This window comes from Herbiconiux sp. (assembly GCF_023264895.1).
Taxonomy (GTDB): Bacteria; Actinomycetota; Actinomycetes; order Actinomycetales; family Microbacteriaceae; genus Herbiconiux.
Genome location: NZ_JAHFUY010000046.1, coordinates 1 through 19,340 on the forward strand (window position 1 = coordinate 1; position 19,340 = coordinate 19,340).

The window sequence follows — 19,340 nt, forward strand, 5'->3', positions numbered from 1 at the left end:
TGGGCGCGACCGGCGTCGAGCTGCGCCTGGCCCGCGTCGAGCTGCGTGCGGCCGGCATCGGCCTGGGTGCGGCCGGCGTCGAGCTGGGCGGCCTGGGCGGCCTGCTGGGCCTGGGCGTCGAAGGGATCGATGACCGCGGCGACCCCGTCGAGGTCGCGCGCGCTCGTGGCCGCCTCGGTGATCGCCTGCTTCTGCTCGTCGGTGAAGGGCTCGCCGTCGGTCGTGCGGTAGACGACCGTTCCGGTGCCGCCCGCGGTGTCCGGGAGCTTCTCGGCGAGCGCGTCGGTGACCGCCCCGGAGGCCGTGCCGGGGATGTCGAAGCTGTTGCTGAGGGTGCCGCCGATGGCGAAGAACGCCCCCACGGAGATGCCGAGGATCACGACCCAGGCGACGATCACGGGCCAGGCCCGGCGGGCGGCGAACGAACCAAGACGGTACAGCAGGGAAGCCACGGGATCTCCTTCAGACCTGCTTGAGCATACGCGACGTCTCGTCTAGAGACTGGGGGTACCCTGAGGGGGTGAACGAGCAGGCGTCGGGGCATCGCACGGGCCCTGTGCGGAGCGCAGCCGCTCGCGACGCCATCCTCGCCGCCACCGCGCGCCTCTTCCAGGGCCAGGGCTACGACCACCTCACGATCGAGGGCATCGCCAAGGAGGCGGGGGTCGGCAAGCAGACCATCTACCGCTGGTGGCCGAGCCGGGGAGCCCTGATCGCCGAGTGCCTCACCGACGGCCGGCTCATCCCGATCGACTTCGACGTGCCGTACACGGGCGACCTGCTGCGCGACGTCGAGGAGTGGCTCGGCTCGGTGCTCGCCATCCTCGAGACCCCGCACGGCGCCATGCTGCTGCGCTCGCTCGTCTCGGCCGCGGCGGAGGACGCGGAGGTGGGCGACCACCTCAGTGCGAGCCTCGGTGTCGACCGCCACCTGGCCGAGCGCCTGGCCGCCGGCATCCTCGACGGTCAGCTCGCCGCCGACGCCCCCGTCGAACTGCTCGGCCACGCGGTGCTCGGCACCATCATCGTGCAGAGCCTCACCCGGCGGCCCGACGTCGCCGGCGCCCTCCGCGAACTCGTGCGCTACCTGGTGACCGCGCGGTGAGCAGCCGTGCGCGCCGGCGGGAGCGCAGCAGGCTCGTGCGGGCGGTGCGACTCTGGCGCACCCGGAACCCGCAGACCTTCACCGAGAAGGTGCGCTACAAGATGCTCCGCGACCATCGGCCGCTCCTCGTGACCTTCGCCGACAAGGCGGCGGTGCGCGAGCACGTGGCCGAGCGGATCGGATCGGCGTACCTCCCGCAGGCGTTCGCCGTGCTCGACGACCCGGCCGAGCTGCTGCGGCTCGAGCTCCCTGAGCGCTACGTCGTCAAGCCCACGCACGGCAGCGGTGCCGCCATCGTGGTGAGCCCGGAGGCGCCCGCCGACGCCGAGCTGCCGCCCGCGCGGTGGAGCTGGGTCTACCGGCACGTGCGCCCGGAGGCCGCGCGGCGCGAGCTGCTGGTGGGGATCGCCGAGCACTGGGCCACCCAGCTCTACGGCCAGGGGCCCAACCGCGAATGGGCCTACGGCCGGGTGCCGCCGAAGGTGATCGTGGAGGAGATGCTCGAGGGCGAGGGCGGAGGCATCCCCGACGACTTCAAGTTCTTCGTGTTCCACGGACGGTGCCACCACATCCAGGTCGACGCCGGCCGCTTCGAGGGGCGCACGCAGGACTTCCACCGGCCCGACTGGGAGCACCTGCCGCTCAGCGGCGGGCCGCCCTGGATCGATCCGCCGCGGCCCCGCCCCGACCGGCTCGACGAGATGATCGCCGTCGCCGAGCGGCTCGGGGAGGGCACCGACTTCGTGCGGGTCGACCTCTACCTGCTGCCCGACCGCATCGTGTTCGGCGAGCTCACGAGCTACCCCGCGGGCGGCGACAGCCCGTTCGAGCCCGCGAGCTTCGACGCCGAGTTCGGCCGGCCCTGGACCGTGCCGCGGCGCTACCGCTGACCGGTGGCGATCGCAGCGCCGGAACGACGGATGCCCCGCCCGGTACGAGACCGGACGGGGCATTCTGGTGCAGGATCAGGCCCGCACTATCAGGCCCGCAGGATCAGGCGCGACGGCCCTTGCGGCCGAAGATGAGGCCGTAGATCAGCAGCACGATGATCGACCCGCCGATGGCGAGGAGCCAGGTCTGGATCGACCAGAACTCCTCGAGGTTCGCGTTGAAGAGCAGGCCGCCGAGCCAGCCGCCGAGGAGCGCTCCGATGACGCCGAGGATGAGGGTGATGAACCACCCTCCGGCCTGCTTGCCGGGGATGATCAGCTTGGCGATGGCGCCGGCGATGAGGCCGAGGATGAGGAAGGCGATGAAGCTCATTGCTGTGTTCCGTTTCTGTAGGGTGCGGGTTGGAGCCTGGCCCGATCCGGGCGATCCGGCAATGGGTCGGCCCCGCTTTGCATCGCGGCCCCGGATGTGCAGGTGCGCAGGCGCACCGGATCGCTGGCGCACCGGGGTGCTGGTATGCCGGTGGCTGGTGCCCTCAGCTCGCGAGCACCGCGAGCTCGGCGAGCACCCGCGGGTCGGCCAGCACCCGGAAGTGGCCTCCCGTCGCGAGCTCCACGTTCTTCGCCCCCGGAAGGGCGCTGCCGCCCGGGATGTGCGGATCGAAGCGGCCGTAGACCGAGACGATCCGCGCGTTGACCGACTGCCGGTGCGACAGCTCCACGAGGGTGGCATCGCCCGGGCGGAAGATGCGCAGGCTCGGCGCGAGCATGAACCGTGCGTAGACCGAACCGCCGAAGGGCGTCGCGACCGCGAGCATCGACCGGATGCGCTCGGCCGACGACCCGAGCGACATCGCGTACTTGCCCACCAGCCCGCCCTTGCTGTGCGCCACGAGCACCACGCCCGAGAGGTCGTGCTCGTCGAGGTAGTCGGCCACGTGCCCGGCGGCATCCGGAACGGGGCGGTTGTTCCAGCGGAGCGGCCCGATCACGTGCACCGGATGCCCGCGGTCGTGCAGGGCGGCGATGAGCGGCTGCAGGAAGCGCCAGGTCTCGTAGACCCCGGGCACGACCACGATGGGGGCGCGATCGCCGTCGTGGAACGAGTCCGGATCGGCGCGGCTGAGCACCGAGCGCACCTGCCAGTGCACGGCGTAGGCGTAGTCGCGCGCCCACCAGCCCGCGATCCGGAGCCGGTCGGCGATCCCGTGCGGATGCCAGCGTGGGGTGTCGGTCATGGGCGTGCTCTCCTCACGCGCCCGTCCCCTGTTCCGCGCCCGCCTGCACCCGCCGCACGCCGAGCGACAGCACCGCATCGGCGACAGCGCGCGGAGCGGTGTGCTGCACGACGTGGCGGTGGCCCGGCACGACCGCGAGCCTCCCGTCGACGGCCCGGTCGCGGAGACGGCGGCACCACGCTATCCCGGCGATCGGATCGAGCCCGCCGCGCACGACGAGGAGCGGGACGGCCAGCTCGGCCACGCGTCGCTCGATCGGGTAGGTGAGCATGGGCTCGGACTGGCGGAGGAACCAGGCGGGACCGCAGCGCAGGTAGTCGAGGAGCACCACGAGATCGACGTCGGGGGGTTCGACGAGGATGTCGATGCCGAGAGCGAGGGCCTGCGCCGGGAGGCTCCGATGCCGGTCGTCGGCGACGGGGCCGACGATCACGACGCCCGTGGCGCGATCCGGTCGCTGCACGGCGAGCTCGACCACCCACTGCGCCCCCATGGAGTGACCGAGCAGCACGCCGGCCGGAATGCCGAGGAGGTCGAGCGCGGCCCCGAGCGCCCTGGCCATCTCGGCCACCGAGGGCGAGTGGCCCGGCTTCGGGAGACCGCCGAACCCGGGGAGATCGATGGAGTGCACCTCGCCGTGGAGCGCGAGCTCGTCGTGCAGGCGGGAGAGGTAGCGGTGCGAGGCGCCGATGCCGTGCACGAGCACGTGCACCGGAGGCGCCGCGCTGCCCACCTGGCCATTCTCGGGCGCCACTGCCGTGCTGAAGGCGCGGAATTCCATCTCGCCCACCGTCACGCTCCGTTCGAGCGTCGTGGGGGGCTGTCGTCGTTCCGGCATTCTGCTCCTCGGGCTGTGGGCCCGAACCAGGCCCCCTGCCAGCATCTGCTGTTTCGCCCGGCACCGCTCGTTCCGGCGGGACCGGGCTCGTCAGCTGATGCTGCGGCCCTCCAGCGCCGCCTGCAGGATGCCCTCGAGGTCGCGTTCGTGCACCGGCCGCGGATTGCTCGAGGGCACGAGCGGCAGGATGAGCCCGGCGCTCTCGGGGATGCTCTCGGCCCGGTAGCCCACGTCGGCGAGCGCGCGCGTGGCGGGGATCGAGGCGTAGAGCGAGTCGAGGCCCTCGACCGCGCTCGAGGCACCGAGCGCTCGGGCGATCCGCTCCTCCGCCTCGGCCGAGGCCCCCACGTTGAACGCGAGCACCTGCGGCAGCACCGCGGAATGGGTCTGCGCGTGCGGCAGGTCGTAGGCACCGCCGAGCACGTGGCAGATCTTGTGGTGGAGGCCCGAGCCCGCCGAGGCGAAGGCGACCGCCGAGACGTATGCCCCGTAGAGCATGCGCTCGCGCGCGGGCACGTCGCCCAGGTCGGCGACGATCGCGGGGAGCGCCGCGGCGACCTCGCGGATGCCCTCCTCGGCGAGCGCCCGGTTGAGCGGATCCGAGTTCGGCGCCCACATCGAGTCGATGCAGTGGGCGATGGCGTTGAGACCCGAGGCCACGGAGAGGTCGACGGGCAGGCTCAGCGTGAGCGCGGCGTCGTAGATCACGACGGCCGGGAGCACGACGTCGTCGACCCCCGTGGTCTTGCGGGAGTCGGTCGTGAGGCCCCAGACGTTCGTGGCCTCGGATCCGGCGTAGGTGGTGGGCACGGCCACGATCGGCAGCCGCTCGGTGAGCGCGATGGCCTTCGCGAGCCCCGTGGTCGAGCCCCCGCCCACCGACACCACGAGGTCGATGCCGGCCTCGCGCGCGGCGGCCCGCGCCCGCTCGGCGTGCGCGATGGGCACGTGCGGCGCCACGTCGTCCCAGTGCAGCGCCACCTCGATGCCGGCGGCGATGCTGCGGGCGAGCTCGGCCTCGGAGGGCGCCGCGATCACCATGACGGCCCCGGCACCCCTCTCGGCGACCTCGGCGGCGAGCGCTGCGGCGGCGTCGCCGGAACCGAAGCGCACGCGCTGGGGCAGGGTGCGGTGGTCGAACTTCATGGTGTCTCCTCGTGATCGCGCAGCCGGTTCAGGAACACGCGGGCGTCGGCCGCCGCCCGCTCGGTGATGCCGTGCTCGTCGCCCGGCTCGACGAGCACGTCGGCCTGGGCTCCGGCGAGCGCGAGCAGCCTGGTCGTGTCGGCGACCCGGAAGGCGGGCACCCAGGGGTCGTGGTCGATCGAGCGCAGCAGCACGGGCACACCCCGGCGGAGGGTGCCCACGCGCCGGGCGACGGTCTCGGACTCGAGCGGTTCGGCGCCGACGTAGCCGCCCGTGAAGAGCACGGCGCCGACCACGGGCACGTTCCGCGTGAGCAGGAAGTGCGACAGCGTGCACGCCCCCTGCGAGAAGCCGAGCAGCGCCACGCGGGCGAAGCCGGCCTCGTGCGCCGCGGCCACGCTCGCCTCGACCACGTCCAGCGCCCGTTCGAGGTGCTCGGCGTTCTCGGGCGCGGGGTCGAGGAAGGGATGCGGATACCAGGAGTTGCCCACGGCCTCCGGCGCGAACCAGCGCAGGCCCGCCACGCCGAGCCGTTCCGACAGGCCGCGCACGAACGGCACGTCCTGGGTGCGGCCGTGCAGCCCCACCACGGCGAGCGCCTGCGGGTCGCTCGCCTCGGCGTCGCCCCAGACCTGCGGTTCCACGGTGGTCTCCGTCATCCGATCATCCCTTCCTCGTCACCCGTCGTCACACGATCCGATCAGTGCCCGTCGTGCTCAGTGCCGTCGCGCTCAGTCCTCGTCGCGCAGCGGCTCGAGGCGGGCCATGATCGACTCGCGCTCGTGCTCGAAGAACGGCGGCAGCATGAAGGCGCGGCCGAGCTCCTCGGGCGACTCGTCGCAGTCCCAGCCGCCCTCGTTGTGCGTCACGGCCAGCTCGAACAGCGCGCCACCCGGGGTGCGCACGTAGTGCGACTTGAAGTAGGTGCGGTCCTTGAGCTCCGAGATGTCGGTGTAGCCGGCGCCCTCGATGTCGAACTTCACCTCGTTCTGGTTCTCGAGGTTGTCGAGGTTCCAGGCGAAGTGGTGGTACGCGCCGGAGCCGTAGCGCCAGGTGCCCTGCTCGTCGGTGCGGTTGCCGGTGAGCTCCACGAAGTTGCCGACGTCGGCGTTGCCCACGCGGTAACGGGCGCGGTCGCCCTCCTCCTCGACCTCGCTCGAGGCGAAGAACGCCTCCTTGCCGAAGTCGACCATGCGGTCCTGGTCGAACACGTGGATGCCCACGCCGTAGATGCCGTGGATCGCGTACTCGATGCCCACGCCGTTCTTCGTGTAGCCCTCACGCGGGTCGTTCTCGACCTCGATCAGCACGTACTCGATGCCGGAGGGGTGGCGGAGGTTCAGTCGGCGGCCGCCGAACACGTCCTCGAAGCTGTTCTCGACACCGTGCTCGGTGAGCCGCTTCGACCAGAACTCGAGCGATCCGGTGGGCACCGAGAGCAGCACCTCACGCGCCTGGTTGGTGCCGCGGATGCCGTAGAGCCCCACCTGCGCCCACGGGAACGTGGTGATCACGGCCGAGGGGTCTCCGCCGGCGTTCGAGTAGTAGAGGTGGTACACCGGCGTGCCGCCGTCGTAGAGCACCGTCTTCTTGATGAAACGCAGGCCGAGGACCCGCGTGTGGAAGTCGACATCCTCCTGCGCATGCCCTACCGAGAGGGTCACGTGGTGGGAACCGGCGACATACGTCATTGTTATCTCCTTGTTGGTCGTCTACTGCGGATGCCCGATGCTTTACTCCGTCGGGGCGGAGGGTTCTCTGTAGACCGCGTTCCGGTCGACCTCGCGGTAGACCGTCGGCGCGACGGGGTGCTCGATCTCCTCGGCCAGGTGACCGAGGAGGCCGGCGGTGCGGGCGAGCAGCGCGAAGCCGCGCAGGAGCTCGACCGGCAGACCGGCGTCGGCGAGAGCGGCTCCGGCGACGCCGGCTCCGTTCAGCGGAAGGGTGCGGCCGATGATGTCGGGGTGCACGCGGCCGATGGCCTCGAACAGCTCGAGGTAGGGGCCCTTGACCCCGGCCTCGGCGGCGATGCCGATGATCACCGGGGTGCGGGGGTCGCCCTGCTTGTGCACCGGATGGCCGAGCCCCGGCACCGTGCCGCCGGTCGCGGCCGTCGCGGTGATCGCGGCGCGGGCCGCGTCGTCCCAGTCGGCCGCGGTGAAGGCGGTCGTGTCGCCGAGGGTCGACAGCACGCCCTGGAGGTAGAGCCCGGTGTCCTCGGTCACGCCGAGGAAGCGGGATCCGCCGCCCAGGAGGCCCGCCGCGAGGGCTCCCTGCAGCGAGTCGGGGGCGCTGTAGTAGGTGAGGCGCGCGGCGATCGCGGTGGGGGTGAAGCCGTGGTCGGCGAGCGAGACGAGCACCGCCTCGAACACGCGCAGCTGGCCGGGTGTCGGGCGGCGGCGGGCCACCAGGAGGTAGGCGAGCTCGCCGAAGCCGATCTGCCCGATGAGCTCGCCGGCCAGGTCGTGGCCGAGGAGGGAGATGGAGTCGGCGTCGCTCGTGCCGATGCTCGTGGGGTACTCGGGGCGGTCGTGGTCGGGGCGGTCAGGCACGGGGGGCCTCCTCCTCGGTCAGCCAGGCGCGCACGGCGTCGTCGTGCTCGCCGAGAGCGGGCGGCGGGGCCGCGTGGCGAGCCGGGGTGCGGGAGAACGCGATCGGGTTGCGGATGACGGGCACCGCGTGCTCGCCGTCGCCCACGGTCACCACCGGATCGAGACCGAGGCGCTCGGCGAGCGCGATCCCGCCGTCGATCGTGTTGATGGGCCCGCACGGCACGCCCGCCTCGGTGAGCCGCTCGAACCAGTCGGCGACGGTGCGCTCGGCGAGGGCCCCGACGAGCAGCGGCCGGAGCTCGGCACGGTTGCGGTTGCGGTCCTCGGTGCGGGCGAAACGGGGGTCGTCGGCGAGGGCAGGGAGCCCGAGGGCGGTGGCGAGCCGGCCGAACTGGCCGTCGTTGGCGGCCACGACGATGAGCTCGCCATCCTGGGTCGGCAGCGGCTCGTAGGGGAACAGGCTCGGATGCGCGTTGCCCATGCGGAACGGCACGGTTCCGGCAGCGACCACGGTGGAGCTGTGGTTGGCCATGGCGGCGAGGGCGGTCGAGAGGAGGTTGACCTCGATGTGCTGACCCTCGCCGTGTTTGCCGTCACCGTGCTCTCGGTCGTCGGTGCTGTCGCGGTGGCGGAGGGCGGCGAGGACGCCGACGACCGCGTTCAGGCCGGTCATCACGTCGAACACCGAGACGCCGCTGCGGTAGGCGGGGCCGTCGGCGTCGCCCGTGAGGCTCATGAGGCCCGAGGCCGCCTGCACGATGAGGTCGTAGCCGGGCAGCGCGGCGCCGCCCGCCGTGCCGAAGCCGCTGATGGAGGCGTAGACGACAGCGGGGTTGGTGGCGGCGACGGAGTCGTAGTCGAGGCCGAAGCGGGCGAGACCGCCCGGCCGGAAGTTCTCGATCACCACGTCGGCCCGCCGCGCGAGCTCCTGCGCCAGGGCGCGGTCGGCCTCGTCGCCGAAGTCGAGCACCACCGAGCTCTTGCCGCGGTTGACGCCGAGGTAGTAGGTCGAGACGCCGTCGCGCTCGGGCGGGGCCCAGGAGCGGGTCTCGTCGCCGGCCGGGCTCTCGACCTTCACCACGCGGGCGCCGAGGTCGGCGAGCAGCTGGGTGGCGTAGGGGCCTGCGAGCACGCGCGAGAAGTCGGCGACCAGGATGCCGTCGAGAGCCCCGGGCGTGGGGGCGCCGCCCTCCGCGGGCAGGGCGGGCCGGCCGTCCTGCGCCGTCACCGTCGCCTCCCCAGTCGCGTGAGCTCGAGGTCGGCCCCGATGGCGTCGGCCGCCGCCACGAGGGCGGGGGCGAAGTCGGCCTCGATCCGCTCGATCGTGGCCACGCCCACCGTGGTCGAGACGTTGATGGCGGCCACCACCCGGCCGTTCCGGCGCACCGGAGCGGCGATCGAGCGGAGCCCCACCTCGAGCTCCTGGTCGACGGCGGCCCAGCCGCGCTCCCGCACGGCGGCGATCTCGGTGCGCAGCACCTCGCGATCCGTGAGCGTCTTCGCCGTGAGGCCCACGGGCTGCACGGCGTCGAGGAGCCGGTCGAGCTCGGGCTCGGGGAGGCCCGCGAGCAGCACGCGGCCCATCGAGGTGGCGTAGGCGGGGAAGCGCGTGCCGACGGTGATGGCCACGGCCATGATGCGCCGCACGGGCACGCGGGCCACGTAGACGATGTCGCCGCCGTCGAGCACCGAGGCCGAGGTCGACTCGCCGAGCTCGTGCGCGAGCTGCTCGAGGTGCGGGAGCGCGACCTCGGGCAGGGTGAGCGCGCTGAGATAGCCGAAGCCGAGCTCGAGCACGCGCGGCGTGAGCGAGAACTGCTTGCCGTCGGTGCGCACGTAGCCGAGCTCCACGAGGGTGAGGAGGAAGCGGCGGGCGGTGGCGCGCGTGAGGCCGGTGCCGCGGGCGACGTCGCTGAGCGTCTGCACGGGCAGGTCGGCGGTGAAGGCCTTGATCACCTCGAGGCCGCGCGCGAGCGACTGCACGTACTGCTCCCCCGGCACGCGGGCGCCCGGGTCGCCCGCACGATCGGCGGGATCGGCAGCACCGGCAGCGGCACCGGCGCCGGCGGCGGTCTCCACGGCGCTCATCGCTCGAGCACCACGGCGAGGCCCTGGCCCACGCCGATGCAGATGGCGGCCACGGCGACCCCGCCGCCCCGCCGCGCGAGCTCGTGGGCGGCGTGACCGATGATCCGGCCGCCCGATGCGCCGAGCGGGTGCCCGATCGCGATCGCGCCACCGTGGATGTTGACCTTCGCCGGATCGAGCTCGGGCCAGAGCTTCAGGCACGCCAGCGACTGCGCCGCGAAGGCCTCGTTGAGCTCCACCACGTCGACGTCGGCCCAGGTCTTCCCGGCGTTCGCGAGTGCCCGGTTCGCGGCCTCGACGGGCCCGATGCCGAACATGTCCGGGTCGACCGCCGCGACCCCGCGCCCGATGATGCGGGCGAGCGGCTCGGCGTCGATGGGGGCGTCCTCGGCCCCCACGATCACCATCGAGGCGCCGTCGTTCAGCGGCGACGCGTTGCCGGCCGTGATGGTGCCCTCCGGCCGGAACGCCGGCTTGAGCCCCGCGAGCGACTCCACGGTCGAGTCGGGGCGGATGCCCTCGTCGCGTGCGAGGTCGACCCCGGGCACGGCCACCATCTCGCCGTCGTACATCCCGGCGTCCCAGGCCGCTGCGGCCGCCACATGGCTCGCCGCCGCGAACGCGTCCTGCTCCTCGCGGGTGATGCCGTGCTTCTCGGCCAGCAGCTCGTTCGACTCGCCGAGCGAGATCGTCCACTCCTTCGGCATCCGCTTGTTCACGAGTCGCCAGCCCAGCGTGGTCGAGTGCAGCGTCTCGTTGCCGGCCGGGTAGCCGCGCTCGGGCTTCTGCAGCACCCACGGGGCCCGGCTCATCGACTCCACGCCGCCCGCCAGCACGAGGCGGGAGTCGCCGGACTCGATCGCACGGCTCGCATCCATGACGGCCTGCAGGCTCGATCCGCAGAGCCGGTTGACGGTCACGCCGGGCACCGAGGTGGGGAGCCCGGCGAGCAGCACAGCCATGCGCGCGACGTCGCGGTTGTCCTCGCCGGCCTGGTTCGCCGCTCCGGCCACGACGTCGTCGATGAGTGCGGGGTCGAGCTCCGGATGCCGGTCGAGCACACCGCGCACCACCGTGGCGAGCAGGTCGTCGGGCCGCACGCCCGCCAGGGCCTTGCCGAACCGGCCGAACGGCGTGCGCACGGCGTCGTAGACGAAACTCGCGGTCATGATCGCATCCCCTTGGTGTCGTCGCTGCCGCGGTGGCCCTCGCCGTCGTGGCCGGTCGCATCCTGAAGCTCCAGGCCGGTGAGCCCACGAAGCTCGTCGAGGGTCGTGTCGCCGAAGACCTCGGTCACGGCGAGCCCGGCGGCGGTCACGTCGAACACCGCCCGGTCGGTGTAGACCCGGCTCACGCAGGCGACGCCGGTGAGCGGATAGGTGCACGCGGCGACGAGCTTCGACCCGCCGTCGCGGGTGAGCAGATCCGTCATCACCCAGACGCTCTTGGCGCCGATCGCGAGGTCCATCGCCCCGCCGACCGCCGGGATCGCCCCGGGAGCGCCGGTGTGCCAGTTCGCGAGGTCGCCGCGTTCGGAGACCTGGAAGGCGCCGAGCACGCAGATGTCCAGGTGCCCGCCGCGCATCATGCCGAACGAGTCGGCGTGATGGAAGTAGGAGGCGCCCGGAAGCTCGGTCACGGGCTGCTTGCCGGCGTTCATGAGGTCGGGGTCGACGAGGCCGGGCTCGGGAGCCGGGCCCATGCCGAGCATGCCGTTCTCGGTGTGCAGGATGATCTCGAGCCCCGCGGGAAGGGCGTCGGCGATGAGGGTGGGGGCGCCGATGCCGAGGTTCACGATCGCGCCCTCGGGGATGTCCTGGGCGATGCGCGCCGCCAGGGCACGCCGGTCGAGGCCGGGTCGGTCAGGGGCGGGCCGGTCGAGGCCGGGCCGGTCAGGGGTGGGCCGGTCGAGGCCGGGCCCATCGAGGGCGCCGCGGTCGAGGCCGCTCATGCGGGTGCCCCCACGAACTCGCCGTCGCGGAGCCAGGGCCGCTCCCCCACCTCGACCACGCGGTCGACGAAGATGCCCGGGGTCACGACGGCCTCGGGGTCGAGGGCGCCCAGCTCCACGACCTCGTCGACCTGCACGACGGTGGTGCGTGCCGCAGCCGCCATGAGCGGACCGAAGTTGCGGGCGGTGCGGCGGTAGACGAGGTTGCCCCAGCGGTCGGCGCGGTAGGCCGAGATGAGGGCGACGTCGGCGCGCAGCGGGTATTCGAGGATGTAGTCGCGGCCGTCGATGGTGCGCGCCTCCTTGCCCTCGGCCACCGTGGTGCCGACGCCGGTGGGGGTGAAGAACGCGCCGATGCCGGCTCCGGCGGCGCGGATGCGTTCGGCGAGGTTGCCCTGCGGCACGAGCTCGAGCTCCACCTCGCCGGCGCGGTAGGCGGCGTCGAAGGCGTGCGAGTCGGCCTGGCGGGGGAAGGAGCACACGACGCGCCGAACCCGGCCTGCGGTGATGAGTGCCGCGATGCCGGTGTCGCCGTTGCCGGCGTTGTTGCTCACGATCGTGAGGTCGGAGGCGCCCTGGGCGATGAGGGCGTCGATGAGCTCCACCGGCTGGCCGGCGGCACCGAAGCCGCCGATCATGACGGTCGCGCCGTCGCCCACGTCGGCGATCGCCTCGCTCGCATCGGCTCTCAGCTTTGAGATCACAGCCACCTCGAAAGTGTTCGTCATGCGAACACTCGTACGCATGTTGACAACATGGTTATACACGCTGCAACAAAAATCAAGAGCCGACCCAAGAATCCATGGCGTCGCACATCTTCTACAGGATGCGGCGGCGCCGGTAAAGGCCCGCGACGATTCCCGCCCGACGACGGATCGTGGGACGGATCGTGAAAGACCGAGGGAGGGGCTTCGAGCATGGCGATGCGGGTGGTCATGCCGCGGGAGGTGCGGCGCCGGCGCGCGTTCGCGGTGATGTGGCTGATGTGGAGCCGCCGAGGCTACTCGTGTCGGCCCTGCCCCGGCAGCGCCGCGAAGCGGGGCTGGGTGGTCGTGGAATTCTGGATCGAGGCGCCCACCGCCTCGGTCGACACGTTCGCCTCCTACGAGTGGGAGCTCGACGACGCCCTCCTCGGCCTCAGGGTGCGAGCCGACTTCCGCCGCCGCGGCTCACGCCTCGACGGGGGCTGACGACCCAGGCCACCGCGCGACGCAGTTGAGGCCTCACCTGGCTCAGGTGGCGGCGATGTTCACCTCGAGCGGCACGATCTCGGTGAGCACCCAGGTCTCGTAGTAGTCGAAGCGGGTCGAGTCCTTCGCCCACGACAACGACCCCACCCGCAGGACGGGTTCGTCTCTGCCGACCCCGAGGGCGGCGGCGATGTCTGGCGGGGTGCGCAGGGCATGGATGACTCGCCGTGCGCCAGCCGTCACGAAGCCCGCGCCACGCAGCGCCTGGTTCACCGATCCGGAACCGTCCAGGACGTCGTCGGCGCGGGAGACGACGCGTCCGCTCGCTCCCGGGAACCAGTTCGTGCTGAACATGGCGGATCGCCCCTCGAGCGAGCGCACCCGCACGAGCTCGAAGACCTCCTCCTCCGGCCCCACCTGGAGGAGCTGGGCCACGCGCTCGGGCGGAACGGCGAACCGGGCACCGAGCACCGTCGTCTCGATCCCGACCTGTCCGTGCTGAAGCTGGGACTCCAGGAACCCCTGCGGATCCTGGATGGTCCAGCCCGAGGATTCCGTCGGGGTCGTCGCGAACACGCCCCGCCGCGGCACCCGGCGCGCGTAGCCCTCGGACTCGAGCTTCTGGAACGTCTGCCGCACGGTGGCACGGGAGAGGCCGAACTCGCGGCACAGCTCGAGCTCGCTCGGGAGCCGCTCGCCCTCGGCGATCCGGCCGCCCACCACCTGCTCCCGGAGGATCCCGAACAGCTGCTCGTAGTACGGGACCTCAGAATTCCGCTCGATCACCCGAATCAACGCACCCTCGCTCGCCTGCTCCAGACCCGTCATGGTAGGCCGTATGGACAGACTAGACAACAGTGGTCGCCCGAATGCAGACGTGATGGCGGGGACTACTCGAAGTTGCGGTGGCGGGCGACGAGGTCTTCGAACCGAGCACCGGTGCGTCGCACGAGCATGAGGTAGAGCACGTCCCAGAAGATCCAGAGCGACTGCTCGAACAGGCTGCCCATCGCCTGGATCGTGGGGACGACGTCGCCCTCGGCGCCGTAGGTGTGCGCCGGGATCGTGAGCACGATGTCGGCCAGCCTGGCGGTGGGGCCGTCCGGGATCGCGGTGGCGACGAGCAGGGTCGCACCGGTCTTCTTGACCTGTTCGGCGATGTAGTGCAGGTGCGGGATGTTCGCGGGCCCGGTGGGCATGATGAACAGGTCGTCGGCGGTGACCGCCGGCGTGGTGTCGTCCCAGCCCCAGTGCACGGTCTTGCCGAAATGGGTCAGCCGCATCGCGAACGCCTTGGAGCCGAGGCCCTCCCGCCCGATACCGAGCACGAAGATGCGCTGGTGCTTCTCGAGCGCGTCGAGCGCCGCCTCGATGCTGTCGAGCGGCACGCGGCGGAACACCTCGCCCAGCTCCTCGACGACGGTCGCACTGATCTCGCGGAACTCAGACATCCGCTGTCCTTCCTCTTGCAGCCTCGCGGCTCGGGTTGTTCTGTGACGATGGCATGGCCGGGGCCACGACCGGGGCCCGGGGCCGGCTTCAGCGTAGGCCGGGCTTGGCCCCGAAGCGGCCCACCAGCAGGGCGATCAGGATCACGGCACCGTAGACGGCATTGATCCAGAAGGTCGGGACGCCGGCCAGGGTGAGCACGTTGGTGAGGGTTCCGAGCAGCAGCACGCCCATCAGGGCTCCGATGATGCGCCCCTGCCCTCCGGTGAGCTGCACCCCGCCGATCACGGCGGCGGCCAGCGCACTGAAGATCATGTTCTCGCCCATGCCGCTCGTGACCGAGGCGAGACGGCCGGCGAGCATGAGGCCGGCGAACGCCGCGAGGGTGCTGGCGGCCACGAAGGCCGTGATCAGCACGAAGTCGACGCGGATGCCCGCGGCCTTGGCGGCGTCGGCGTTGCCGCCGATGGCGTAGAGCGCGCGCCCCCACGAGGTGTAGCGCAGCACCAGCCCGGCGATCACGAACAGGATGGCCGTGACCCAGATGGCCGCGGGAACCCCGGCCCACCGCGCGGAGCCGATGTAGCGGAAGGCCTCGGGGAGGCCGGCCAGCGTCTTGCCCTGACTGATGCCGAGGGTGATGCCGCGCAGGAGGATGAGCATCGCGAGCGTCACGATGAACGGATCGAGCTTCACCTTCACGACCATGAAGCCGTTGAAGAGCCCGATGCCGGCGCCGATCACGAGGGTGATCAGGATGGCCAGCAGCGGATCGATGTCGGTTCCGAGACCGCCCACGGCGGCGGGGATGACGAGCCAGGCGGCCACCATCGGCGCGAGCCCCACGGTCGACTCGAGCGAGATGTCGAGCTTTCCGGTGAGCAGGATCAGGGTCAGGCCGATCACCACGATGCCGAGCTCGGCCGACTGGCGGAGGATCAGGGTGAGGTTGGCGGCCGAGAGGAAGGCCGGGCTGACCAGAGCACCCACGACGATCACGATGGCGAGGCCCGGCAGCACGCTGAGCTCACGCACGTTCTGCACGACGGCGCCGAACGCGCGGTTCTTCGGCGCGGAGGCACTTCTGGGCTTGGCGGATGCGGGGGCGGTGGTGTTCGTCATGGTCTTCACTCCAGGCCTTCGATGGCTCTCACGATGTCTTCTTCGATCGGCTCCGAGAGCGCGGCGGCGATCCGCCCCTCTCGCATGATGAGGACGCGGGAGCTGACGAGCAGCTCCTCCACGTCATCCGAGATGAGCACCACGGCCACGCCTTCGGCGAGCGCGCGGAGCATCAGGGCGTAGATGGCGTCCTTCGCGGCGATGTCGACGCCGGCCGTGGGCGAGATCAGCACCAGCACCCGCGGCTTCCGGGCGAGGGCCCGCGCCAGGACCACCTTCTGCTGGTTGCCGCCTGACAGTCCCGAGACCGCGAGCGACGGATTCGGCGGCACCAGTGCGACGTCCTGGATCAGCTTCTCCGAGATCGAGGTGCGGCGGCGGGGTGAGAACACGCCGGCGGGGGCGATCTGATCCATGATGCCCATGGTCATGTTCTCGGCCACGCTCAGCTGCGGCACGTAGCCGTCGCGGTGGCGGTCGGCCGGCACGAACCCGATCCCGGCGCGCTGGCTCGTCTTCACGTTCCCGGTGGCCAGGCGCTCGCCGTCGACGAGGATGTCGCCGCCGGACGATCGGCGGAGGCCGGCGATGACCTCGCCGACCGAGTACTTACCCGACCCGCCGCTGCCGCCGATGGCGACGAGCTCGCCGGGCGCGACGTCGAACGAGATGTCGGTGAAGGCTCCGCCCTTGTCGCTGACGCCCTTGAGCGAGAGGGCCGGCGGGCCGGTCAGCGAGGTCGACTTGGTGTCGGCGCGGTGACGCTGCTGCTCCTGGCCGGCCAGCAGGGCCTCGACCAGATCGTCGGAGCGGATGTCGGCACCCGTGCGCGACCAGAGCAGTCTGCCGTCGCGCAGCACCGAGGCGGAGTCGCAGATGGCGGTGACCTCGCGGAGGAAGTGCGAGACGAAGACGAACGTGACGCCCGACTGCTGCAGCTCCTGCACCTTGTCGAACAGCCTCCGGATGGCGGCACCCTCCAGCTGCACGGTGGGCTCGTCGAGCAGCACGATACGGCTGCCGGCCTCGAGCGCCTTGGCGATCGTGAGCATCTGACGCTCCTCGATCGGAGCGTCGGAGAGCAGGGTGCGGGGATTGAGCTGGATGTTCCACGCCGAGAGGATCCGCTCGGCCTCGCTCTGCATGAGGCGCCACGACACCTTGACGCCGGCGGTGGGCAGGCGGCCCGCGAAGAGGTTCTCGGCCACGGTGAGGTTGGCGAACACGGAGGGCCGCTGGTAGACGCAGGCCACCTGGTGCTGCCAGGCCTTCGGATCCGATGCCGAAGGGGCGGGTTCGCCGAAGAAGCTCAGCGACCCGGTGTCCGGCTGCTCGAGGCCGGTGATCATGCGCAGCAGAGTCGACTTGCCGGCGCCGTTCCGGCCGATCAGGCCGTGCACCTGACCGGGGAGGATCGACACGGAGACGTCCTGCAGCGCTTTCGTGGCACCGTACGTCTTGCTCACGCCGTCGATGCGGATGGCGGGGACGGGGCCCGGTGAGGTGGTGGTCATGACGTCTCCGTCTCGGATCTCTGGTCCGGTCGTTCGGCTTGCGGGTGATCGGGGTCCGGGTGCCGCCTGGGCGGCACCCGGACGCTCGGGGCTACTCCGCGACGCCGAAGGCCTGCAGGGCGAACTCCTTGTTGCCCCACAGCTCCGGGTCGTCGACGTTCTCGGCCGTCACGACGGGGGTCGGGAGCAGGTCGACGAGGTTGCCGTTCCGCTCCTCGATCACGCTGCCGTGGTCGGTCTCGCCCGCCTCGAAGGTCTCACCGCTGATCGCACGGGTGAGGTACTCGACGCCGTAGTCGATGTAGTCGGTCATCGGCTGCGCCACCGCGGCATCGAGCCAGCCGTCGCGGATCGCGGTCATCGCCATCGGGCTGGCGTCGACGGAGACCTGCACGACGTGGCCCTCCTCCCCCACGGGGACGAGCTTGCCGAGCGACTCGAGCGTGTCGAGGATCGTGGGGAAGAACGTGGCATCGCTCTGGTTGTAGATGCCCGCGATGTTGTCGTACTGGTTCATCGCCGTCTCGATACCGGATGCCGCCTTCGCCGGGTCCCACTCGGTGGCGACGTTGACGAGCTTCACATCGGGGTAGTTCTCGGCCATGCAGTCGTTGAACCCGTTGGTGCGGTCGCGGCCGTTGGAGGTGACCGGGTCGCCGTCCAGGGTGATGACGGCGTCGCCGGCCTCCACGCGGCTTCCCATCTCCTCGCAGGCGAGCGCGCCCATGTTGACGTTGTCAGCACGCACGATCATCGCGATGCTGCCCGAGGCGGGCGCCTCGTCGATCGCGACGATCGGCACGCTCGCGTCGTTGGCGTACTCGATGGCGGGCACGATGGCATCCGCGTCGCCGACCGAGATGACGAGGCCGTTGGCGCCCTTGTTGATGAGCGTCTGGATGTCGGTCAGCTGCTGGGCGGCGTCCCGGTCGGCGTTGGTCGCCGGAATGGTGCCGTAGCCGAGCTCGGCGAAGCGCTCCATCGAGCCGACGTTCTCGGCGTTCTGGAACGGGTCGGTGTGCGGCTGGGAATAGCTGAGCAGGACCTCGGACTTGGGGGTGTCGGCGTCGACCCCCGCGGATCCTTCGCTCGCGCATCCGGCGAGCAGCAGGGTGCTCGCGCTCAGGCCGGCGAGCACGGCTCCCGTTTTGGCTGCGATTCGCATTGCAGACTTCCTCTCTGAAGTGGCAGGACTACGGATGTCCCGGCGGTGCGCGGGGCTCTCCGGACTATTTGGTACGGCTTGTACGTACGGAACATACATGGCGTCCATCCGGTTTGTAAAGCCGTCGCGATCCGGACTCGAATCCACCCAAGATGAATTGTACGTACAGACTCGACAATACGTACGTTTTCGCATTATGGTGACTCCGCGAACAGCGCCGCGCTGTTTCTTCACTGAGGAGTGTTCACATGGCTCTGGTCTCCGGCATCGACGTGATCGAGGAGTGCACCTCGCGCCGCCTCGTGGCGGGTGCGTTCAACACCACCAACCTCGAGACCACGATGGGCATCATCGATGCGGTGGAGCGGGTGGGCGTGCCGACCTTCATCCAGGTGGCGCCCACCAACGTCGCGCTCTCGGGGTACGAGTACATCTACGACATGGTCGCCCGCCGGCTCTCGACCGCGAAGACCCCGGTGGCGCTGCACCTCGACCACGGGAAGTCGATCCAGTCGGTCGAGGATGCGCTGGCCGCGCGATTCACCTCGATCATGATCGACGACTCCGAGGCCGCCTACGACGACAACGTCGCCACCTCCGCGCGAGCCCGCGAGCTCACCCCCCGCTCGCTGGCGCTCGAGTCCGAGCTCGGCAGCATCGGCGGCAAGGAGGACGACGTGGCGCCGGAGTTCGCCGCCACCACCGATCCCGCCCAGGTGGCGCACTTCGTCGAGGCCACGGGCACCGACATGCTCGCCGTCTCGGTCGGGAACCAGCACGGCTACGTGCCGAACGCGAGAATCGACTTCGACCTGCTGTCCGAGGTGCGGGATGCCAGCCCCGTGCCGCTCGTCATCCACGGCGGCTCAGGGCTCCCCGCCGAGCAGCTCGGGCGCCTGCACGAGTTCAACGTGGTCAAGGTCAACGTGGCGAGCGATCTCCGCAACGCGATGATCCGCTCGTTCGGTGAGGCCTACATCGCGAACCCCCGCGAGGTGTCGCTCATCCGGGTGTCGAAGGGCGCCGTCAAGGCGATCACCGACGTCGTGGAGGCGCGCATCCGCACCCTCAACCCCTCGGTGGCGTAGGAGC

Annotated in this window: 21 protein-coding genes and 1 pseudogene; 4 read left to right on the top strand and 18 right to left on the bottom strand. The window is 71.2% G+C overall.

All coding sequences use genetic code 11. The features are described 5' to 3' along the window. Positions 1-452 (bottom strand): annotated as a pseudogene (locus Q0D57_RS10105) (RND transporter); the annotation flags it as partial. Positions 453-520: 68 nt separating this feature from the next. Between Q0D57_RS10105 and Q0D57_RS10110 the strand changes: the two are divergent. Further along, entirely contained in the window at positions 521-1,105 is a 585-nt protein-coding gene (locus Q0D57_RS10110) for a TetR/AcrR family transcriptional regulator (protein WP_291042541.1), read from the top strand. Next, entirely contained in the window at positions 1,102-1,995 is an 894-nt protein-coding gene (locus Q0D57_RS10115; RefSeq protein ID WP_291042544.1) for an ATP-grasp fold amidoligase family protein, read from the top strand. The genes Q0D57_RS10110 and Q0D57_RS10115 overlap by 4 nt, the downstream gene beginning before the upstream one ends. 103 nt (positions 1,996-2,098) lie before the next feature. Here the strand turns inward: Q0D57_RS10115 and Q0D57_RS10120 are convergent, their stop codons facing one another. The 12 genes from Q0D57_RS10120 to Q0D57_RS10175 form a co-directional block, all read right to left on the bottom strand. Continuing rightward, positions 2,099-2,368 carry a GlsB/YeaQ/YmgE family stress response membrane protein gene (locus tag Q0D57_RS10120; RefSeq protein WP_259525349.1) on the bottom strand — a complete coding sequence of 90 codons (270 nt, stop codon included), beginning with the start codon at positions 2,366-2,368 and terminating at the stop codon, positions 2,099-2,101. A gap of 163 nt (positions 2,369-2,531) precedes the next feature. After that, positions 2,532-3,233, bottom strand: a complete 702-nt coding sequence (locus tag Q0D57_RS10125) for an alpha/beta hydrolase (RefSeq protein ID WP_291042548.1) — start codon at positions 3,231-3,233, stop codon at positions 2,532-2,534. Positions 3,234-3,246: 13 nt separating this feature from the next. Continuing rightward, the gene (locus Q0D57_RS10130) at positions 3,247-4,071 is read right to left on the bottom strand and encodes an alpha/beta hydrolase (protein ID WP_291042555.1); all 825 of its coding nucleotides are present in this window, start codon (positions 4,069-4,071) and stop codon (positions 3,247-3,249) included. 90 nt (positions 4,072-4,161) lie between these two features. Further along, positions 4,162-5,217 (bottom strand): maleylacetate reductase, encoded by a 1,056-nt coding sequence (locus tag Q0D57_RS10135; RefSeq protein ID WP_291042574.1) that lies wholly within the window; start codon positions 5,215-5,217, stop codon positions 4,162-4,164. Continuing rightward, positions 5,214-5,876: a phospholipase gene (locus Q0D57_RS10140; protein WP_291042579.1), complete on the bottom strand. Its 663-nt coding sequence runs from the start codon at positions 5,874-5,876 to the stop codon at positions 5,214-5,216. The genes Q0D57_RS10135 and Q0D57_RS10140 overlap by 4 nt, the downstream gene beginning before the upstream one ends. A 72-nt stretch (positions 5,877-5,948) precedes the next feature. Continuing rightward, on the bottom strand, positions 5,949-6,908 hold the full coding sequence (locus tag Q0D57_RS10145; protein ID WP_291042582.1) for a VOC family protein: 960 nt from the start codon (positions 6,906-6,908) through the stop codon (positions 5,949-5,951). A gap of 42 nt (positions 6,909-6,950) precedes the next feature. Beyond that, the gene (locus tag Q0D57_RS10150; RefSeq protein ID WP_291042585.1) at positions 6,951-7,769 is read right to left on the bottom strand and encodes a citryl-CoA lyase; all 819 of its coding nucleotides are present in this window, start codon (positions 7,767-7,769) and stop codon (positions 6,951-6,953) included. Beyond that, on the bottom strand, positions 7,762-8,997 hold the full coding sequence (locus tag Q0D57_RS10155) for a CoA transferase (RefSeq protein ID WP_291042592.1): 1,236 nt from the start codon (positions 8,995-8,997) through the stop codon (positions 7,762-7,764). The genes Q0D57_RS10150 and Q0D57_RS10155 overlap by 8 nt, the downstream gene beginning before the upstream one ends. Further along, positions 8,994-9,857, bottom strand: coding sequence for an IclR family transcriptional regulator C-terminal domain-containing protein (locus Q0D57_RS10160; protein ID WP_291042595.1), 864 nt, complete (start codon positions 9,855-9,857; stop codon positions 8,994-8,996). The genes Q0D57_RS10155 and Q0D57_RS10160 overlap by 4 nt, the downstream gene beginning before the upstream one ends. Continuing rightward, complete coding sequence (locus Q0D57_RS10165; RefSeq protein ID WP_291042598.1) at positions 9,854-11,026, bottom strand: thiolase family protein; 1,173 nt, start codon at positions 11,024-11,026, stop codon at positions 9,854-9,856. The genes Q0D57_RS10160 and Q0D57_RS10165 overlap by 4 nt, the downstream gene beginning before the upstream one ends. Continuing rightward, on the bottom strand, positions 11,023-11,808 hold the full coding sequence (locus Q0D57_RS10170) for a 3-oxoacid CoA-transferase subunit B (RefSeq protein WP_291042600.1): 786 nt from the start codon (positions 11,806-11,808) through the stop codon (positions 11,023-11,025). The genes Q0D57_RS10165 and Q0D57_RS10170 overlap by 4 nt, the downstream gene beginning before the upstream one ends. Next, entirely contained in the window at positions 11,805-12,536 is a 732-nt protein-coding gene (locus Q0D57_RS10175) for a 3-oxoacid CoA-transferase subunit A (RefSeq protein ID WP_291042603.1), read from the bottom strand. Before Q0D57_RS10175 ends, Q0D57_RS10170 begins: the two co-directional genes overlap by 4 nt. A gap of 189 nt (positions 12,537-12,725) precedes the next feature. Between Q0D57_RS10175 and Q0D57_RS10180 the strand changes: the two genes are divergently transcribed. Further along, positions 12,726-12,998 (top strand): hypothetical protein, encoded by a 273-nt coding sequence (locus tag Q0D57_RS10180; RefSeq protein ID WP_291042606.1) that lies wholly within the window; start codon positions 12,726-12,728, stop codon positions 12,996-12,998. A gap of 42 nt (positions 12,999-13,040) precedes the next feature. On the opposite strand, the gene Q0D57_RS10185 is transcribed toward Q0D57_RS10180, so the two are convergent. From Q0D57_RS10185 to Q0D57_RS10205, 5 genes are all read right to left on the bottom strand, one after another. Then, the gene (locus Q0D57_RS10185; RefSeq protein WP_291042611.1) at positions 13,041-13,826 is read right to left on the bottom strand and encodes a GntR family transcriptional regulator; all 786 of its coding nucleotides are present in this window, start codon (positions 13,824-13,826) and stop codon (positions 13,041-13,043) included. Positions 13,827-13,888: 62 nt separating this feature from the next. Next, positions 13,889-14,449 (bottom strand): SIS domain-containing protein, encoded by a 561-nt coding sequence (locus Q0D57_RS10190; protein ID WP_291042614.1) that lies wholly within the window; start codon positions 14,447-14,449, stop codon positions 13,889-13,891. Between the two features lie 88 nt (positions 14,450-14,537). Next, entirely contained in the window at positions 14,538-15,569 is a 1,032-nt protein-coding gene (locus tag Q0D57_RS10195; protein WP_291042619.1) for an ABC transporter permease, read from the bottom strand. A 5-nt stretch (positions 15,570-15,574) separates the two neighbouring features. Continuing rightward, positions 15,575-17,083, bottom strand: a complete 1,509-nt coding sequence (locus Q0D57_RS10200; RefSeq protein ID WP_291042639.1) for a sugar ABC transporter ATP-binding protein — start codon at positions 17,081-17,083, stop codon at positions 15,575-15,577. Between the two features lie 91 nt (positions 17,084-17,174). Continuing rightward, positions 17,175-18,248 carry a sugar ABC transporter substrate-binding protein gene (locus Q0D57_RS10205; protein WP_291042641.1) on the bottom strand — a complete coding sequence of 358 codons (1,074 nt, stop codon included), beginning with the start codon at positions 18,246-18,248 and terminating at the stop codon, positions 17,175-17,177. Between the two features lie 248 nt (positions 18,249-18,496). Here Q0D57_RS10205 and Q0D57_RS10210 point away from each other — a divergent pair, with 248 nt between their 5' ends. Continuing rightward, positions 18,497-19,336 carry a class II fructose-bisphosphate aldolase gene (locus Q0D57_RS10210; protein WP_291042644.1) on the top strand — a complete coding sequence of 280 codons (840 nt, stop codon included), beginning with the start codon at positions 18,497-18,499 and terminating at the stop codon, positions 19,334-19,336. The last annotated feature ends 4 nt before the right edge of the window (positions 19,337-19,340 follow it).

Excerpts from the sequence above, each read along its gene's own strand:
- Q0D57_RS10120 (WP_259525349.1), bottom strand. The coding sequence starts at position 2,368 with ATGAGCTTCATCGCCTTCCTCATCCTCGGCCTCATCGCCGGCGCCATC.
- Q0D57_RS10125 (WP_291042548.1), bottom strand. The coding sequence starts at position 3,233 with ATGACCGACACCCCACGCTGGCATCCGCACGGGATCGCCGACCGGCTC.
- Q0D57_RS10130 (WP_291042555.1), bottom strand. The coding sequence starts at position 4,071 with ATGCCGGAACGACGACAGCCCCCCACGACGCTCGAACGGAGCGTGACG.
- Q0D57_RS10135 (WP_291042574.1), bottom strand. The coding sequence starts at position 5,217 with ATGAAGTTCGACCACCGCACCCTGCCCCAGCGCGTGCGCTTCGGTTCC.
- Q0D57_RS10140 (WP_291042579.1), bottom strand. The coding sequence starts at position 5,876 with ATGACGGAGACCACCGTGGAACCGCAGGTCTGGGGCGACGCCGAGGCG.
- Q0D57_RS10145 (WP_291042582.1), bottom strand. The coding sequence starts at position 6,908 with ATGACGTATGTCGCCGGTTCCCACCACGTGACCCTCTCGGTAGGGCAT.
- Q0D57_RS10160 (WP_291042595.1), bottom strand. The coding sequence starts at position 9,857 with ATGAGCGCCGTGGAGACCGCCGCCGGCGCCGGTGCCGCTGCCGGTGCT.
- Q0D57_RS10165 (WP_291042598.1), bottom strand. The coding sequence starts at position 11,026 with ATGACCGCGAGTTTCGTCTACGACGCCGTGCGCACGCCGTTCGGCCGG.
- Q0D57_RS10170 (WP_291042600.1), bottom strand. The coding sequence starts at position 11,808 with ATGAGCGGCCTCGACCGCGGCGCCCTCGATGGGCCCGGCCTCGACCGG.
- Q0D57_RS10175 (WP_291042603.1), bottom strand. The coding sequence starts at position 12,536 with ATGACGAACACTTTCGAGGTGGCTGTGATCTCAAAGCTGAGAGCCGAT.
- Q0D57_RS10180 (WP_291042606.1), top strand. The coding sequence starts at position 12,726 with ATGGCGATGCGGGTGGTCATGCCGCGGGAGGTGCGGCGCCGGCGCGCG.
- Q0D57_RS10185 (WP_291042611.1), bottom strand. The coding sequence starts at position 13,826 with ATGACGGGTCTGGAGCAGGCGAGCGAGGGTGCGTTGATTCGGGTGATC.
- Q0D57_RS10190 (WP_291042614.1), bottom strand. The coding sequence starts at position 14,449 with ATGTCTGAGTTCCGCGAGATCAGTGCGACCGTCGTCGAGGAGCTGGGC.
- Q0D57_RS10195 (WP_291042619.1), bottom strand. The coding sequence starts at position 15,569 with ATGACGAACACCACCGCCCCCGCATCCGCCAAGCCCAGAAGTGCCTCC.
- Q0D57_RS10200 (WP_291042639.1), bottom strand. The coding sequence starts at position 17,083 with ATGACCACCACCTCACCGGGCCCCGTCCCCGCCATCCGCATCGACGGC.
- Q0D57_RS10205 (WP_291042641.1), bottom strand. The coding sequence starts at position 18,248 with ATGCGAATCGCAGCCAAAACGGGAGCCGTGCTCGCCGGCCTGAGCGCG.
- Q0D57_RS10210 (WP_291042644.1), top strand. The coding sequence starts at position 18,497 with ATGGCTCTGGTCTCCGGCATCGACGTGATCGAGGAGTGCACCTCGCGC.